This is a genomic window from Streptomyces sp. ST2-7A, from assembly GCF_021390475.1.
GTDB lineage: Bacteria > Actinomycetota > Actinomycetes > Streptomycetales > Streptomycetaceae > Streptomyces.
Genome location: NZ_JAJUWS010000019.1, coordinates 60412 through 74822 on the forward strand (window position 1 = coordinate 60412; position 14411 = coordinate 74822).

Here is a 14411-nt window from a genome sequence, read left to right on the forward strand (position 1 = left end):
TCAGACTCCGGTCAGGGTGCGGCGGTGTGCCTCATCGGCCGGTGACACCTGCCCCCGGGTCAGGAGCCCGAGCACGGTGACGACGACGGCGGACACGACGGCCACCGTCTCGGGGGCGACCTCGAAACCGAAGGCGGCCACGAGCGCGGCGAGGGCGGCGACGGCCCCGGTGAAAGCCCCCGGCGCGATCGGCCGGGTCATCAGCGCGGTGACCGCCCCGCCCACAGCAGTGATCGCCGCGACAATCGCGCCCGCCTGCGCCGTGCTCAGGCCGACCCCGAGAGTCACGGCCAGGGACAAGCCGGCCGATATCACGGCCAGCCACAAAGCGGGCTCACGCCCGAGGATGCTGCGCATCATGCGGTCCTCTCCTGTGCGCGAGTGGCCAGCCACCGCCGCACGGTCCGGTTGTGTCGAGCGTCGGCGAGCGCATTGTGCTCGCCGCCCTCCTGCTTCGGAAGCTCGTCCCAGCGGATGCCGAGACGCCGCGCTTCCTGCTGAATGTCGTGCGTGAACATCGGCACGCCCTCGGGCAGCGCGATCATCGGGCCCCAGAGCTGCGCCAGACACACGTGGTCATACGCGCCCCAGTTCGCCCACAGCTCCACATCCGGCCCCGCCGCGACGATGAAGTCGTGGACCAGGCGGGCGATCTGCGCACGCGGCCGAACATCCGGGTGGTCCAGATCGAGACGGTCCACCCCCCGCACCCCCTCCCAGTTCTTCACGATGGGGAGCTGCGACCAGACGTGCTCGCGCAGCCACGGGTGCCGACGCACCGCCGGCTGGTCGAACTCGCTGCTGATGGCGTACAGCTCCCGCCCGTCATCGGCGACCATGCCGATACTGATCAGCTCGATCACCCGCCCGTCCTCACGGAACTCCAGGTCGTAATCCACTGCGGTCATCGGTTACCTCCGTAGGCCAAGCGGTGTGCGTGCGCCCACCCCTGCGAGCCGACCGCCACGTCCCGGGAGACCCCGGCGCTGCGGTACTGCGGGTGGGCGTTGTGGAACCGGGCGGTCGCGTCCTGCGTCGCCGGCCCGTAGTTCGGGTGCTCGGCCACGCTCCCCGGCATGAACCCCAGGCGCTTCAAGCAGCGCTGCCACGGCACAGCCGACGGCGACGCGGACCCCGGCCGCAACCCCTTCGGGAACGGCGGCGGCACATACGGCGCCGGCTGCGCGGCGGCCGGGATGGCGAGGACCTGCCCCGTCCGGATCGTGTACGGCGCCGCGATCCGGTTCGCCTGCGCGAGCTGCTGCCACGACACCCCCGCATACCCGGCGGCGATCCCCGACAGCGTCTCCCCCGACCGCACCGTGTGCGTCCGCGCCCCGCTCGAGGAACCCCCACCACTACCCGAGCCCGAGCCGGATCCCGAGCCGGCCGGGGCGGGGATCGTCAACCGCTGCCCCGGCGTCAACCGCCCCGGATCCGCCCCGATCACCGATCGGTTCGCCGCATGAATCTCCTCCCACGACACCCCCGGATACCCCGCAGCGATCCCCGACAGAGTGTCCCCCGCCCGCACCACGTACACCGTGCCACCCGGGCCCCGCGACCCACCCGCCGGGCGAGGAGCCCCCGCCCGCACCCACGCAGTCAGGGCGGGGCCGGGGCAGGCGGTGGCGAACCCATCCGCGTGCCGCGCGATCTCGTTCCCGCACGGCCCCTCACGCCGGCAGTACTCGATCGCGTCCCGCAGCCCGTGCAGCTGCGCGTCCGGAGGCTCCGTCAGCCCGGACGCCCCCAGCAGCGCACACACCGCGTAATGGGCGTCGTTGAGCGAGGCGTTGCCGTTCGCCGAATTCCGACGGTGCAGGCCCCGCCCCTCGAAGACAGCGCCGTGCGTGCACACCAGGAAGGAGTAGCCGATGTCCGACCAGCCGTTGCCGTCCATGTGGGACGCCTGGAGCGCCCGCACATACGCCGCGCACTGGGAATGTGCACGGTCCGAGTACGCCGACCCCAGGTAGTGCAGCTTCACCCCCGCCCGGGCCCGGCCGTACACCGTCGCGCCGTTCGGCACCCGGAACGCCCGAGCGCCCCACTGCTCCCGCGATATCAAATCCACCCCGTGACCTCCTGCCACGCCCGATTCACCTCGTGGCACACCCGCGCCACCGCCTCCGGGGACAACACCACGTCGCCTTCACTGCTCACCGGCCACCCACCTCCCAACCCCCACCCGACAACCCACGCATACCGGGCACGCGACCCCGCGACCTGTCAAGGAGAGACATAGTAGGAATTCAGACGATCCATCATGATCACGATCAGGATGCCACGCCATGACGACACCCACCCCACCCCAAGCCGACCCCGACACCGCCCTGGACCAGCTCGACATCGAACTCGCCGACCTCGAAGCCGACCTCGAAGCCGCCATCGACGACACCCTTACCGACGCCATCACCGCCGGCGTGACCGCCGCAGCCCTCCTCGCCGCCACCGCCGCCCTCGCCACCCTGGTCACCGGAGCACTGCGCGACGCCTGGGACGCCGCCACCACCGCCGCGCCACGCATCGCCCCCGACCGCCCCGGCACCCGCCCCCCGGCAACCCCCGACGACCTCACCCCCGACGCGGTCATCGAAACCCTCGCCGTCCGCGAAGGCATCGACCACATCCTGCGCGACGCCGCCACCCGCCTGAACGCCCTCGACGCCGACCGCCTCACCACCCTCGGCCAGACCTTCCGCCGCCTGCTCCGCGACGCCCTTACCAAGCTCGCCGCCGCCGTCAACCACGCCTTCCGCGCCTACGCCGAACCGCGCCGCATGGAACTGATCTGGCGCACCGGCAGCGCCGCGCCCTGCCCCACGTGCCTGGGGCGAGCCGGGACGGTGGTCGCCGCGGCCGAGGAGTACGCCGCGGAGCAGGGCCTGTGGGAGTGGTTCGGCGGCCTGCCGCCGGCGCACCCGAACTGCCGGTGCCGCACCGTGCCCGTCCGCGCCCAACGATGAATACATAGCTACAGACTATGGACTCCATTGAATATGCCTATGCTTCCAGCGAAGGTTGTAGCAAAACCTTGCAGGCCACAGCGCACACGGTGAGGAGGCGACCACATGCCGCAAACCGACGGTGAACGTCTCGACGCCCGCAACACCGACATCTGGAACCGCTACCTCGCCGGCTGGACACAGACCCGCATCGCCGCCCACCACCACATCAGCCACCAGCGCGTCTCCCAAATCCTCGACGAGATCCGCGCCTCCATCCCCGAGGAGCAGCGCCGCCCCCTCATCACCACCGAAGTCGCCCGCCTCGACGACCTCCTCGCCCGCACCCACTCCGTCCTCAACCGCACCCACTGGGTCGTCCACTCCGGCGAGATCGTCTACGCCCCCATCGACTACGTCCGCGACGACCGGGGCGACATCGCCCTCGACGAAGAGGGCCACCCCCGCGCAACCAGCGTGGAGCGACTGATCGACGACGCCCCCGTCCTCGCCGCCATCGACCGCGCCCTGAAGATCAGCGAATCCCGGCGCCGCCTCCTCGGCCTCGACGCCCCGGCCAAGGTCGAGAACACCGGCCCCGGCTCCGAGGAAGCCGACGCCCGGATCACCGAACTCCTCGAGCAGGCCCGCGCCCACACCGAAGCTGTCGAGCAGCGCATCCGGAACGGAGACACCCCGTGATCGACACCGCGGCGGCCACCGCGTGGTCCCGACCAACACGCCCCCCCGGTCAGGTCGAACTGTCCGCCTGCCGACACCTGCGCGCCCTGGCCGCCACCGTCCCCGCCAACCGCCACATCGTGGAACTGGGCGCCTACCGGGGCCGCTCCACCGGCTGGCTCCTGACCGGCGCACAGGAAGGCCACGGCCCGCACCTGACCACCATCGACCCCTGGGAAGACCGCACCGACCCCTACAGCGACTCCTCCCCCCGCTACACCACCGCCCGCCCCCACTTCGAGGCCCACATGCGGGCCATCGGCGCCAGCCCCGACCGGCACACCGTCACCCGGGCCCGCGCCGTCGACGCCGCCCGCACCTGGCCCCACGGCCCCACCGTCGCCCTGCTGTTCCACGACGCCGACCACACCGAAGACGCCGTCCACACCGACCTCACCGCCTGGCTCCCCCACCTCGCCCCCGGCGCCACCATCGCCCTCCACGACGCCGCCAACCCCACCATGGGCGTCGAAGCCGGTGCCCGTGCCGCACTGCCCGCCGACCACGGATGGGACTGGGAGAACGCCCACACCCTGCCCTGGGCACGACGCCCCCACCGCCGCGGCCTGCTGACCATCCACCACCGGGAGACGCGGTGATCCACTTCGCCTCCAACGCCACCGGCTGGTACCGCCCCCCCGCCACCGGCCTGATCCCCGGCGGACAGACCGACCGCCTCATCGCACCCGTCCACGCCCACCTGACCCCCGGCACCTACAGCATCGGCCGACAGCCCCAGCAGGGCGCCGTCAACGTGTACCTGTCCACCCGCGACCGCTACACCGCCGCCTCCGAACGCCGGGACCGCGCCTCCGTGCTGTACGCCCACGGCATCGCCTCCAAGGGCTACCGCGACTGGCCCCGCAGCAAGACGTTCAGCGTCGTCACCTGCCCCGGCCCCGCCCACGCGGACGAGGTCATGGCCTCCGGCGCACCACCGTCGCGCATCGCGATCATCGGCTACCCCAAGCTGGACCCGCTCTTCCGCGGTGAAGTCGACGACACCGGCATCTGGGCCGACGACGACCGCATCCGCGTGCTGTACGCGCCCACCCACGGCGGGGGATCGGAGCGCTACCGCCACGGCAACCGCGCCGCACCCGGCGCCCGCGCCACCTCCTGGTGGAACCGCCACGAGGTGCTCTCCCTCCTGGACCCCGACACCTTCCAGGTGGTGCTCGCACCTCACCCCCGGCACTCACCCGGAGGGCAGGCCACCCTCGCCCAATACGTCCGGGCCCACGTCGTGGTCGCGGACGGCGGCTCCACGATTTATGAGGCGATGGCGCTGGGCCTGCCGGTCGTCCTCACCTCCTGGCTCACCGCCCACCGCAACCTGGAACGCGCCGGCGGCACCCTCCTGGAGGCCACCGTCTACCGCGACCGCCTGGGCCGGCACGCCGACCGGCCCGAAGACCTGCCCGACACGATCGTGCACGCAGCCGAGGACGGCCCCTCTTCCGCAGACACGGCGTTCATCGGCCGCGTGCTGCCCCCCGCGCTGCGCGGCCACTCCGGCAAGACCCTCGCCGACCTCCTCACCGACCTGGACAGGAGCACCCCATGCCCATCGTGATCGTCACCCCCGACCCCCACCCCGACGCCGACCCCGGAGCGCACATCGCCCGCGTCATCCCCACCGAACACCCCACCCGCTGGGGCCAGGCCCACATGCAGCGCACCACCCGCGCCGGCTGGCTCGCCGCCACCGATCAGGCCGGTGCCCCCACCACCGCGGGCGTCCTGGACGCCATGACCTCCCGGGCCGCGGAACTCGCCGCGGACTCCGGCGCCGACACCACCCTCACCACCGAAGAGCTCGACGAGGTCCTCGCTGCCGTCGCCGACCTCGCCCCCGAGAACGGAGAGTCCTGATGACCACCGCCGAACACCCCGAGCTGCCGGAGAACCTGGAGCAGCTGAAGTTGTCGGAGCTGCGTGACCTGGCCCGCGCCCGGGGCCTGGAGGCGACCGGCACCAAGCCGGCGCTCCTGGCCCGCCTGCGCGAGCACCAGGAGCAGCAGGCCGACGCCGATGGGCCGGGCGCGCCCATCCCCGGCGACGCACCCGGGCACCAGGAGCAGGAGTTCGTGGTGGCCGAGCACGACGCGGGGGAGGACGAGGTGGCCCCCGACGACGCCCCGGAGCCGGACAGCCCCGACGACGGCCCCGGCACCGAGCCCGGCCCGGCCGAAGAGCCCCCCGTCAACATCCCCGACCCCGCCACCGAGACCGGGGCCGAGACCGGGGTCGGGGCGCCGCAGACGCGGGAGGGGCGGGAGCGAACCCCCGGCGGCTACGTCCGCCCCACCGTCTCACCCACCCACCAGGCCGACGGCGACCTGCACGCCGACACCTTCCGCATGGAGATCGTCGCGATCCGCCCCGACCAGGTGTCCGGGCCCTGGCACGACAAGAACCACCGCCTGGTCCAGCGCAAGGCCGCCGACCGCGGCCTGACCCCCGCCGGGCACGTCACCGCCGACGGCGACCCCCGCGTCGAGCGGCGCGGCGGCCGGGAGGTCCACATCTACACCTACACCCTGCCCGTGCGCAGGCCCACCGCCTGACCTCACCCGCCGGGTGCGGCCCCCGGCACACCACCACGTTCGTCATCCCACCCGGAGGGGAGGACCAGTTGGACCCCTACACCACCCACCGCACCGCCGAACGGTTCGGCTGGGCCACCTACCTCACCCGCTTCGAACCCGACCTGCTGCGCGCCCCCGCCGGCCGCCGCACCCTCACCCGCACCGACCCCCTCCTCTTCGCCCTGATCTACTTCCGCCACCACCTCGCGTCCGATGAGACCGGCGGCCACGTCTCCTTCTCCGACTTCCACCTGGAGCTGTGCGCAGCGGTACGGCAGTGGATACGCGACGACCTCGAACCTGCGGAACTCCGCGAAGCGGTCATCGCACCACGCGAGTCGGGGAAGAGCACGTGGTGTTTCCTCATCCTCCCGGCGTGGGCCCTGGCACACGGGCACCGCACCTACGTCGCGGCGTTCGCCGACTCCGGCCACCAGGCCGAACAACACCTGAGCAGCTTCAAGCAGGAGTTGGACGACAATCCGCTGCTGCGCGCGGACTACCCCGACCTGTGCACCCCCGCCCGCCGCGAATCCGGCACCACCGTCGCGGACCGGCAGGACATGTACGTCTCCACCTCCGGTATCGCGTTCATGGCCCGCGGTATCGACAGCAGCACCCTCGGTACGAAGTGGCGCAACAAACGCCCCGACCTGCTGCTGTTCGACGACATCGAACCCGACGCCTCCAACTACAGCGACTATCAGAAGGACAAGCGGCTGCACTCGGTGGTCACCACCGTCTTCGCGATGAACTTGAACGCCGCGGTCCTGATCGCCGGCACCGTCACCATGCCCGGCAGCATCATCCACGACCTCGTGCGGCAGATCACCGACACCGGCGCCACCGACCTCCCCGCATGGCCGCGCGAAGAGAACGTCGTCGTGCGGTACTTCCCCGCCCTGGTCGCCACCGACGACGGCGGGGAACGCTCGCTGTGGCCGCAGCGCTGGCCCCTGGACTACCTCAAGTCCATCGCCCACACCGCCGCATTCCAGTTGAACCTGATGAACAATCCGCGCGGCCGGCAGGGCGACTACTGGCAGCACGACGACTTCATCCACGCCACCCTCGGTGTGTCCGCGACCCGCTGGATTCTGGAGATCGACCCCGCCGTCACCACCACCGGCAAATCCGACTGGACCGGCATGGCCGTCGTCGCCTACAAACCCCCCACACCACCCCCCACCGACCGGGACATGAAGGCGCCCCCGCCCGTCCCGGAACACCTCGCGGCCCTCGCCGCCGCCCACCCCCGCATCAACCCGAGGCTGGGGATGTGCGAGGTTCTCTACGCCCAGCAGGTCCGATACGCCGGTGACCGGCTGCGCGCCGAAGTGCTGCGGCTCCTGGCCCGCTACCCCCGCATCCGCGCCGTCCGCATCGAGGTCAACCAGGGCGGGGAGTTGTGGCGCACCGTCCTGCACAACCTCCCGCCCGGCGTGAAGCTCCTGGTCCACACCCAGCACGCCCCCAAGGACGTGCGGTTCACCCGCGCCCTGAACCTCTACCAGACCGGCCGCGTCGTCCACACCGAGCAGCTCCCCCGCGCGGAGGACCAGATGACGGCCTACCCCAAGGCCGCCCACGACGACGTCGCCGACGCCGTCGTCTCCGCGCTCCTGTACTTCCTCGAACCTCCCCGCCCCCGCCGGGCCGGCCGAACCACCACCACCTACAGCACAAGGGGCGCCGTGACGTGACCGCACACTCCCTGTGGCAGCAGATCCTCGACCGCCGCCGCAACCCCCGCGACCCCAGCCCCATCTACCGCCGCGTCCCCGCCGGCACCCCCCTCGACCTCCTCGACGCCCTCGAAGCCCTCGACGCCGCGCTGCCCGGCTACGAGGAAGCCCGCCTGTATTACGAGGGCGACATCGGGGAGTTCTTCGAGGACCCCCGCCTGGAGGAGGAACTGCGCGGCACCGCGGTCGCCTACCGCTTCCGCCTGGCCCGCACCCCCGTCACCGCCCTGGCCTCCCGCATCCGCATCGCCTCCATCTCCGTGCCCGGCAACACGCAGGCCACCGAGGCGATCGCGCGGATCCGGAAAGCCAACGACATGGACAACCTCGAATCCGACCTCATCCGCGACATGCTCGCGGACGGCGACGCCTACGTCCTGGTCTGGCCCTACGAGCACGACGACGACCCCGACGACGCCGGGGACGACGAACTCGTCGAGGCCGGCATCGAGATCAGCTACAACTCCCCGACGTGCGGCCGGATGCTGTACGACGAGCAGCACCCCACCCGCAAGCGCTTGTACCTCCGTCGTTGGGCCGAGACCACCCGGGGCACCGGCACCGAGAAGGACACCACGGTGTGGCGGGCCGACCTGTACTACCCCGACGGCGTCAAGTGCTACGTCTCGGCCGATCACAAGCCCGGCGAGGCGCTGGGCACCTGGAGTGAACACACCCCCGACACCGACGACGACCACGGCGACGCCGGCAGGGAAGGAGAGGGGGAGGGGGAGGGGTACTCGCTGCCCACCCCCGAGGCCGGCGGCAACGAACTCCCCGTCTTCCACCTCCGCAACGAAGCGCCCTACGGCCGCCCCGAACACAAGGACGCCTACGGCCCGCAGGACGCCATCAACAAGGCGCTGATCACCCAGCTCACCGTCATGGACTCCCACGGCGCCCCCCACCGCTACCGCGTCCTGGCCGAGGACGCGGAGCTGAACTCCGACAACGACGACCCGCAGTGGGACGACGCCCCCACCACCGGAGACCGCGAACCCGGCGTGGGCCGATACCGGATGCGGTCGGGCCAGGGCGTCGAGGACGTCTACACCGGCACGAAAGAGGTCGGGCAGTTCGCTGCCGCGGACCTGGACACCTTCAACGCCCCCGTCGAACTCCACATCCGCATGATGGCGTTTGCGACCGGAACCCCCCTGCACTACTTCCCGATCACCGGCCAGCAGCCTTCGGGATTGTCGCGGATCCTGGATGATGCGCCGCTGGACGACCGCGCCGATGACCGCCGCCGCCGCCTGACCGGCACCCTCACCGAGATGTGGCGCTACATCCTGCGCCTGGCCGGCCACACCGTGGACGAGGTCGTCATCGAGTGGGCCCCCCCGCGGCTGGTCCTGGACAAGGAGTGGTGGGAGACCGCGCAGATCAAACGCGAGATGGGCGTGCCCCTGGAGCAGATCCTCCGCGAAGCTGGCTACACCCCCACCGAAATCAACGACTTCACCAACGCAGCTTCCGGGACACCGGACGGTGTCCCGGCACCCCGCAACGAGGAGACCGGACATGACGACTGACCACCACACCCCCGTGCCCGAGACGCCGGTGCCTCCGGCCGGTGCCGCCGCGCACCCGCGCACCGGCGTCCCCCTGGCCCCTGTCGGGTGGGTCGCCGGGCGCCCGGTGTGGCCCGTGCTGGGCGGCGACGGACGCGACGACGAGGACGACGAGGGCACCCGAATCGACCCCGCCGACGACGACGGCGAGGACGGCACCGACCCTGGTGACGATGACGGCGAGAGCCACGACGACGACGCAACCGATGACGACCAGGACGACGACGACCTGGAGAACGCCGACAACGAGGAGCTGAAGACCCGGCTGCGGAAGCAGACCGCCGCGCTGCGCAAGGCCAACAAGGAGGCCAAGCGTCTCCGGCTGGAGGCCAAGGCGCGCCGGGAACGCGAGCGCCGCACCACCGACCGCGACCGGGACCGAAGTGGGGAGAAGGACACCGAGCGGCGCGAGAAGGACGCGGACCGCGCGGACGACCGCGCCCACCGGGAGGAGGAGCGCACCAAGCGCCTGTCGCTGTCCGTCGCCCTCACCGCCGAAGGGCTGACGAAGGAGCAGGCCAAGCGCCTGGCCGGCTCCCGCCTGATCAACCTCGATGACGTCGACCTGGACGACGACGGCTGGGCCGACTGGGGCGACCAGATCGAGGACCTCCGCGACGACTTCCCCGCCCTCTTCGCCAAGGCCAAGGATGAGCAGGACGAGGAGGACGTCCGGCCCCGGCGCCGCACCCCCCGCCGCCCCGACACCTCCAACAAGCCCGGCGCCGCCGCCGCCGGCAAGCGCAAGCTCACCCCCAGCGAGCGCCAGGCCCGCGCACTGATGGGCAACCGCTAGCCCCCCCGGAGGGCCGAGGGGGCCGCCGCGCACCGGCCCCCTGGCCCGACCACCGGCCTTTACCGCACCACCCGGCTATGATCTCCTGATAACAGGCCACGATCGGCCCGCCGGACCCGGCCCCGCGAAGGGACCCCGGCCCGCCGATCCGACGGCCGCTCTGGGCGCACCCCGCGACGGGGACCCGAGCCGACAGCGAGCGCACCCCGCGACGGGGACTCGGCAGACCTGCGTCCCAGAAGCGAGGACCGTCATGCCGCGCATGACTTTCGAAAACTGGATCCCCGAGGAGTGGGGCTCCAACCCCATCACCCGCGTCGAGCAGCGCTCGGCCGTCGAGGCACTCGCCCGGCCCGAGATGATGAGCGCCCCGACCAAGCACGTCCCCCGCGAGGAGGGCGTGGGCGTGCAGAACACGGCCAAGGGCACCGCGTATGTGCGGGACACCTCCACCAACGGCGAGGTGCTCCTGACCCGCCGGAAGATCACCGGCGCCATCCAGATCGCCGAAGAGGACCTGACCGACGCCGCCCCGAACGTCATCGAGACGAAGAAGGTCAACTGGGCCACGTCCGCGGCGAAGTACCTCGACAACGCCGCCCTCGGCACCAGCGGGGCGATGAACGGCACCACCGTGCCGTACGAGAGCCTGTACTACCTGCTGGGGCAGTCCAACGCGGAAACCGCATACACCGCAGGCGACAACATCGTCCTGGGGGACGCCACCTACGAGGCGCTGTCCGACGTCGCCGGCCGCTACGAGGACAGCGACTACTTCGACGCCGCCAACACCCACGTCATCGCGAGCCCGGTCTTCAAGCGCCTGTTCCGCGACGTGCGGGACGACGAGAACCGCCCCGTTTTCGTGCAGGGCAGGGACAGCACCCCGGACACCCTGTGGGGCTACCCCGTCTTCTGGTCCACCGGCTGCCGCGTCTCCGCTGCCGCCACCGTCAACCCCGTCGGGAACCCGCTGCTGTACGTGGGCAACACCGACTACCTGATCTCCGGCCGAGGTTTCGGCCGCGGCATCACCGAGCAGCAGGGCTCCATCGAATCGCAGATCATCCCCCCGGAGATCAGCGACACCGACGAGGCGCTGCTGAAAATGAGGCTCTTCCGCGCGTTCGCGCTGGGCCACGAGCACGCCTGGGCGTGCCTGGAGTACGACCCCGCCCAGTCCTGACCCCGGGTCCGCCGGGGCGCAGCACCCGTCCGGTCCCTGCGCCCCGGCCCCCCAGCTTCCTCTTCTCTCTTCCTACTGCTGCCCCTCCCGGGGAGGTGACCGCCCATGACGTGGGCCACCGTCGAGGACGTCCTGCACATCACCCGCAAGGCCGTCGACGCCGACCTCGTTGCCGTCGCCGGCGCGAGCATCGAGCCCCATGCCGGGCGCGTCTACGACCTGGACGCCGACCGCATCGGGGCCCGCGACCGGCACCACCTCAAGGCGGCGACCGCGTGGCAGGCCGCGTGGCTGGCCGACCAGCCCGGATACACCGCCCGGCACAACGCACAGCAGATCGACCAGGACGGCGCCTCCGTCACCTACAAGCGCACCGGCGACGGCTCCGGCGCCGGGCACGCCATCACCCTCGCCCCGCTGGCCGCCCGCGCCTTGAAGAACCTCTCCTGGAAGCGCAGCCGCAGCACACGCCGCCACCCGATGCCCGACCACGACTCCACCCTGCGCGGCATCGCGCCGTGGCGCCCCATGGGCAGGCCGTGATGCTCGCCGTCGCCAACACCCGCGTCACCGTCCTCCACGCGGTCGGTGAGCCGGACGACTACACCGGCGAAGTCCCCGAGCAGCCCGCCGCTGAACCCGTCCCGGCCGCCCGCGCCGAACGCTCCCGCAGCATCCGCGACCCGCGCACCGGCACCTGGCGCCAGATCCCCGAGACCGTGTGGCGCCTGCCCCACGGCACCCTCGCCCGCGTCGGGGACCGCCTGAGAGACGAAACCACCGGCAAGGTCCACCCGATCTTCGAGACCCGCGAACACCTCTCCTTCGGGCACGCCGGTGACCTGATCTGCACCACCCGCCGCACCGACCGCCCCACCCCACTGCCCGAACCCCCCGCCCCACCCTGACCCCCCCGCGGGGCCTTGCTGCGGCACCGGGTGGCCAACACCCCAACCGCCCCTCACCGGCCCCACCGCACTGCACCATCCGCTACCGCCAAGGAACGGAGGAGGCATGGCAGCACCGGCACGTGTCCGCGTCGTCATGGCCCCCGGCTGGGAACGCCGCGTCGACCTGGCCGCCGACGTGCGCGCCGTCGGCCCTCTGGCCGCCGACATCGCCGAAGACGCCGGCGCCCGCGCACCCCGCCGCACCGGCGCCCTCGCCGACTCCTACGTGGTGGAGAAGCCCCGGCTGCTGGTGCGGCGTATCGGCTCCCACCTCGACTACGGCGCCGCTGTCGAACTCGGCTCCCGGCCGTACACGATCGTCCCCCGCACCAAGCGCGCGCTGTGGTGGCCCGGCGCCGACCATCCCGTGCGCCGCGTCCGCCACCCCGGCGTCCGTCCACGGCCCCACCTGCGGCCGGCCCTCTACACCCGCCGCGCAGCGCCCCGCACCACCTTCGGCATCGGGGGTGCGGAGTAGTGAGGCTGACCGTCACCGCCGGAGACCGCCAGGTCGACCTCCGCATCAAGGGCAACTCCCTCAAGGCGCTGCGCCGCGCGGAGAAGACCGCCCGCCGCCTCCTGGCCGCGACCGGCCCCCCGCCGCCCCCGGAACGGCCCTTCGGATTCGCCCTGGGCTCCGACACCGAACGCGCCCCCACCCCAGCGGTCGGCGAGGAACCGGAGGACGAGGAATGACCACCCCCGCCACCGTGGTGGAGATCCCCACCGCGGAACTCGCCGCCGTCGCCTGGCTCAAGACCATCCCGGCCATCGGCCACGGCCACGCCGCAACCCGCCTGCCCCGCGACACCGAGTCCTGGGCCGACACCGGGTTCGTCGTCGTCGAAGCCGACGTCGCCGGGCCCCAGAACCCGCACGTGCCCTGGCACGAATCCGTGCTCCAACTCGCCTGCTACGGCGCCAACCCCGACCGCCTCACCCCGAACTGGGCCCGCAGCGGGCGCCTCGCCCAACTCGTCATCGAAGCCTCCCTCCAGGACTGGGCACTCAACGAGCTGCTGCCCGTGCGCACCGGCGGCCCCCGGGTCCGCATCACCGGCGCCTGGCCCCAGACCACCCCGCGCCGCGACACCGAGGACCCCTCGGACTACGCCGTGCACCGCCTGGACCTCGCCCTGCACTGGGCGCAGGTCGACACCCCCAACCTGATCGGAGAACCCGAGTCATGAGCGGACCCAAGGCCACCGTCTCCCGCACCGAGATCCTCGCCGGCCCCGGCCAGCTCTGGTACGGCCGCTTCGGCGTCGCCACCCTTCCCGAGCCCGAGGACGTCGGCAGTCCCCTGCTGCCCGCCGACGGATGGACCGACGCCGGGGCCACCGACGGCGGCCTCTCCCAGACCGTCAACCAGAGCATGTTCGCCATGAGGGTCGACCAGGTGCCGGACGCGGTGGGGCAGCGCGTCACCGAGCGGGACATCCAGGTGTCCACCAGCCTCGCCCAGGCCACGCTTCGGAACCTCGCCATCGCCCTGAACCACGACCCCGATGAGTTCATCACCGAGGGGACGGGCTACAAGCGGCTGACGCTCAAGCCGGGCCAGGACGCGATGCTCCCCGACGAGCTGACCATCGTCGTCGGCGGCTGGGCGCCGGGCGGCAACCTCGGGCGCTGGGCGATCCTCCACCGCGTCACCTCAATCGAGAACGTCGAGTCGGCGTGGCAGAAGGACGGCCTCCACCTCATCCCCGTCACTTTCAACGCCTTGTACGTGGATTCCGTGACCAGCCCGGTGGAGTGGGTGGACGAGGTCGCCCCCGAGTCCTGACCCCCAGGAGAAGCCGGGGTGTCGGCCGGCCGGAGGTCCCGGCCGACACCCCTTCCTCTCTCCTCTCTCCTCCTCTTCTTCCTCGTGCCGC

Annotated in this window: 19 protein-coding genes; 16 read left to right on the forward strand and 3 right to left on the reverse strand. The window is 72.0% G+C overall.

Annotated elements, in window-relative coordinates:
• The 3 genes from LZF96_RS13610 to LZF96_RS13620 are packed head-to-tail and all read right to left on the reverse strand — an operon-like array spanning position 1 to position 2077.
• Positions 1 to 360, reverse strand: coding sequence for a hypothetical protein (locus LZF96_RS13610; RefSeq protein ID WP_233870948.1), 360 nt, complete (start codon positions 358 to 360; stop codon positions 1 to 3).
• Positions 357 to 908, reverse strand: a complete 552-nt coding sequence (locus LZF96_RS13615) for a 3'-5' exoribonuclease domain-containing protein (RefSeq protein ID WP_233870951.1) — start codon at positions 906 to 908, stop codon at positions 357 to 359. Before LZF96_RS13615 ends, LZF96_RS13610 begins: the two co-directional genes overlap by 4 nt.
• On the reverse strand, positions 905 to 2077 hold the full coding sequence (locus LZF96_RS13620; RefSeq protein ID WP_233870954.1) for a LysM peptidoglycan-binding domain-containing protein: 1173 nt from the start codon (positions 2075 to 2077) through the stop codon (positions 905 to 907). Before LZF96_RS13620 ends, LZF96_RS13615 begins: the two co-directional genes overlap by 4 nt.
• Positions 2078 to 2294: 217 nt before the next feature.
• On the opposite strand from LZF96_RS13620, the gene LZF96_RS13625 reads away from it, so the two are divergent.
• From LZF96_RS13625 to LZF96_RS13700, 16 genes are all read left to right on the forward strand, one after another.
• Positions 2295 to 2969: a hypothetical protein gene (locus LZF96_RS13625; RefSeq protein WP_233871107.1), complete on the forward strand. Its 675-nt coding sequence runs from the start codon at positions 2295 to 2297 to the stop codon at positions 2967 to 2969.
• Between the two features lie 105 nt (positions 2970 to 3074).
• The gene (locus tag LZF96_RS13630) at positions 3075 to 3650 is read left to right on the forward strand and encodes a hypothetical protein (RefSeq protein WP_233870957.1); all 576 of its coding nucleotides are present in this window, start codon (positions 3075 to 3077) and stop codon (positions 3648 to 3650) included.
• Complete coding sequence (locus tag LZF96_RS13635; RefSeq protein ID WP_233870960.1) at positions 3647 to 4288, forward strand: class I SAM-dependent methyltransferase; 642 nt, start codon at positions 3647 to 3649, stop codon at positions 4286 to 4288. Before LZF96_RS13630 ends, LZF96_RS13635 begins: the two co-directional genes overlap by 4 nt.
• On the forward strand, positions 4285 to 5265 hold the full coding sequence (locus LZF96_RS13640) for a hypothetical protein (protein ID WP_233870964.1): 981 nt from the start codon (positions 4285 to 4287) through the stop codon (positions 5263 to 5265). The genes LZF96_RS13635 and LZF96_RS13640 overlap by 4 nt, the downstream gene beginning before the upstream one ends.
• Complete coding sequence (locus LZF96_RS13645) at positions 5253 to 5564, forward strand: hypothetical protein (RefSeq protein ID WP_233870966.1); 312 nt, start codon at positions 5253 to 5255, stop codon at positions 5562 to 5564. Before LZF96_RS13640 ends, LZF96_RS13645 begins: the two co-directional genes overlap by 13 nt.
• On the forward strand, positions 5564 to 6259 hold the full coding sequence (locus LZF96_RS13650; protein WP_233870969.1) for an SAP domain-containing protein: 696 nt from the start codon (positions 5564 to 5566) through the stop codon (positions 6257 to 6259). The genes LZF96_RS13645 and LZF96_RS13650 overlap by 1 nt, the downstream gene beginning before the upstream one ends.
• A gap of 68 nt (positions 6260 to 6327) precedes the next feature.
• The gene (locus tag LZF96_RS13655; RefSeq protein ID WP_233870971.1) at positions 6328 to 7983 is read left to right on the forward strand and encodes a hypothetical protein; all 1656 of its coding nucleotides are present in this window, start codon (positions 6328 to 6330) and stop codon (positions 7981 to 7983) included.
• On the forward strand, positions 7980 to 9560 hold the full coding sequence (locus LZF96_RS13660) for a hypothetical protein (RefSeq protein ID WP_233870974.1): 1581 nt from the start codon (positions 7980 to 7982) through the stop codon (positions 9558 to 9560). Before LZF96_RS13655 ends, LZF96_RS13660 begins: the two co-directional genes overlap by 4 nt.
• The gene (locus tag LZF96_RS13665) at positions 9550 to 10395 is read left to right on the forward strand and encodes a hypothetical protein (protein ID WP_233870977.1); all 846 of its coding nucleotides are present in this window, start codon (positions 9550 to 9552) and stop codon (positions 10393 to 10395) included. Before LZF96_RS13660 ends, LZF96_RS13665 begins: the two co-directional genes overlap by 11 nt.
• A 262-nt stretch (positions 10396 to 10657) precedes the next feature.
• Complete coding sequence (locus LZF96_RS13670; protein WP_233870979.1) at positions 10658 to 11581, forward strand: phage major capsid protein; 924 nt, start codon at positions 10658 to 10660, stop codon at positions 11579 to 11581.
• A gap of 105 nt (positions 11582 to 11686) precedes the next feature.
• Positions 11687 to 12124, forward strand: a complete 438-nt coding sequence (locus LZF96_RS13675) for a hypothetical protein (protein ID WP_233870982.1) — start codon at positions 11687 to 11689, stop codon at positions 12122 to 12124.
• Positions 12100 to 12489, forward strand: a complete 390-nt coding sequence (locus tag LZF96_RS13680) for a hypothetical protein (RefSeq protein WP_233870984.1) — start codon at positions 12100 to 12102, stop codon at positions 12487 to 12489. Before LZF96_RS13675 ends, LZF96_RS13680 begins: the two co-directional genes overlap by 25 nt.
• Positions 12490 to 12595: 106 nt before the next feature.
• Positions 12596 to 13009, forward strand: coding sequence for a hypothetical protein (locus LZF96_RS13685; protein ID WP_233870987.1), 414 nt, complete (start codon positions 12596 to 12598; stop codon positions 13007 to 13009).
• Positions 13009 to 13227 carry a hypothetical protein gene (locus tag LZF96_RS13690; protein WP_233870990.1) on the forward strand — a complete coding sequence of 73 codons (219 nt, stop codon included), beginning with the start codon at positions 13009 to 13011 and terminating at the stop codon, positions 13225 to 13227. The genes LZF96_RS13685 and LZF96_RS13690 overlap by 1 nt, the downstream gene beginning before the upstream one ends.
• Positions 13224 to 13721, forward strand: coding sequence for a hypothetical protein (locus LZF96_RS13695; protein WP_233870993.1), 498 nt, complete (start codon positions 13224 to 13226; stop codon positions 13719 to 13721). Before LZF96_RS13690 ends, LZF96_RS13695 begins: the two co-directional genes overlap by 4 nt.
• The gene (locus tag LZF96_RS13700) at positions 13718 to 14320 is read left to right on the forward strand and encodes a hypothetical protein (RefSeq protein WP_233870996.1); all 603 of its coding nucleotides are present in this window, start codon (positions 13718 to 13720) and stop codon (positions 14318 to 14320) included. The genes LZF96_RS13695 and LZF96_RS13700 overlap by 4 nt, the downstream gene beginning before the upstream one ends.
• Positions 14321 to 14411 lie beyond the last annotated feature (91 nt).

Coding starts and splice junctions, on each gene's coding strand:
- LZF96_RS13695 (WP_233870993.1), top strand. CDS start 13,224: ATGACCACCCCCGCCACCGTGGTGGAGATCCCCACCGCGGAACTCGCC.
- LZF96_RS13675 (WP_233870982.1), top strand. CDS start 11,687: ATGACGTGGGCCACCGTCGAGGACGTCCTGCACATCACCCGCAAGGCC.
- LZF96_RS13615 (WP_233870951.1), bottom strand. CDS start 908: ATGACCGCAGTGGATTACGACCTGGAGTTCCGTGAGGACGGGCGGGTG.
- LZF96_RS13610 (WP_233870948.1), bottom strand. CDS start 360: ATGATGCGCAGCATCCTCGGGCGTGAGCCCGCTTTGTGGCTGGCCGTG.
- LZF96_RS13625 (WP_233871107.1), top strand. CDS start 2,295: ATGACGACACCCACCCCACCCCAAGCCGACCCCGACACCGCCCTGGAC.
- LZF96_RS13650 (WP_233870969.1), top strand. CDS start 5,564: ATGACCACCGCCGAACACCCCGAGCTGCCGGAGAACCTGGAGCAGCTG.
- LZF96_RS13685 (WP_233870987.1), top strand. CDS start 12,596: ATGGCAGCACCGGCACGTGTCCGCGTCGTCATGGCCCCCGGCTGGGAA.
- LZF96_RS13630 (WP_233870957.1), top strand. CDS start 3,075: ATGCCGCAAACCGACGGTGAACGTCTCGACGCCCGCAACACCGACATC.
- LZF96_RS13645 (WP_233870966.1), top strand. CDS start 5,253: ATGCCCATCGTGATCGTCACCCCCGACCCCCACCCCGACGCCGACCCC.
- LZF96_RS13700 (WP_233870996.1), top strand. CDS start 13,718: ATGAGCGGACCCAAGGCCACCGTCTCCCGCACCGAGATCCTCGCCGGC.
- LZF96_RS13670 (WP_233870979.1), top strand. CDS start 10,658: ATGACTTTCGAAAACTGGATCCCCGAGGAGTGGGGCTCCAACCCCATC.
- LZF96_RS13665 (WP_233870977.1), top strand. CDS start 9,550: ATGACGACTGACCACCACACCCCCGTGCCCGAGACGCCGGTGCCTCCG.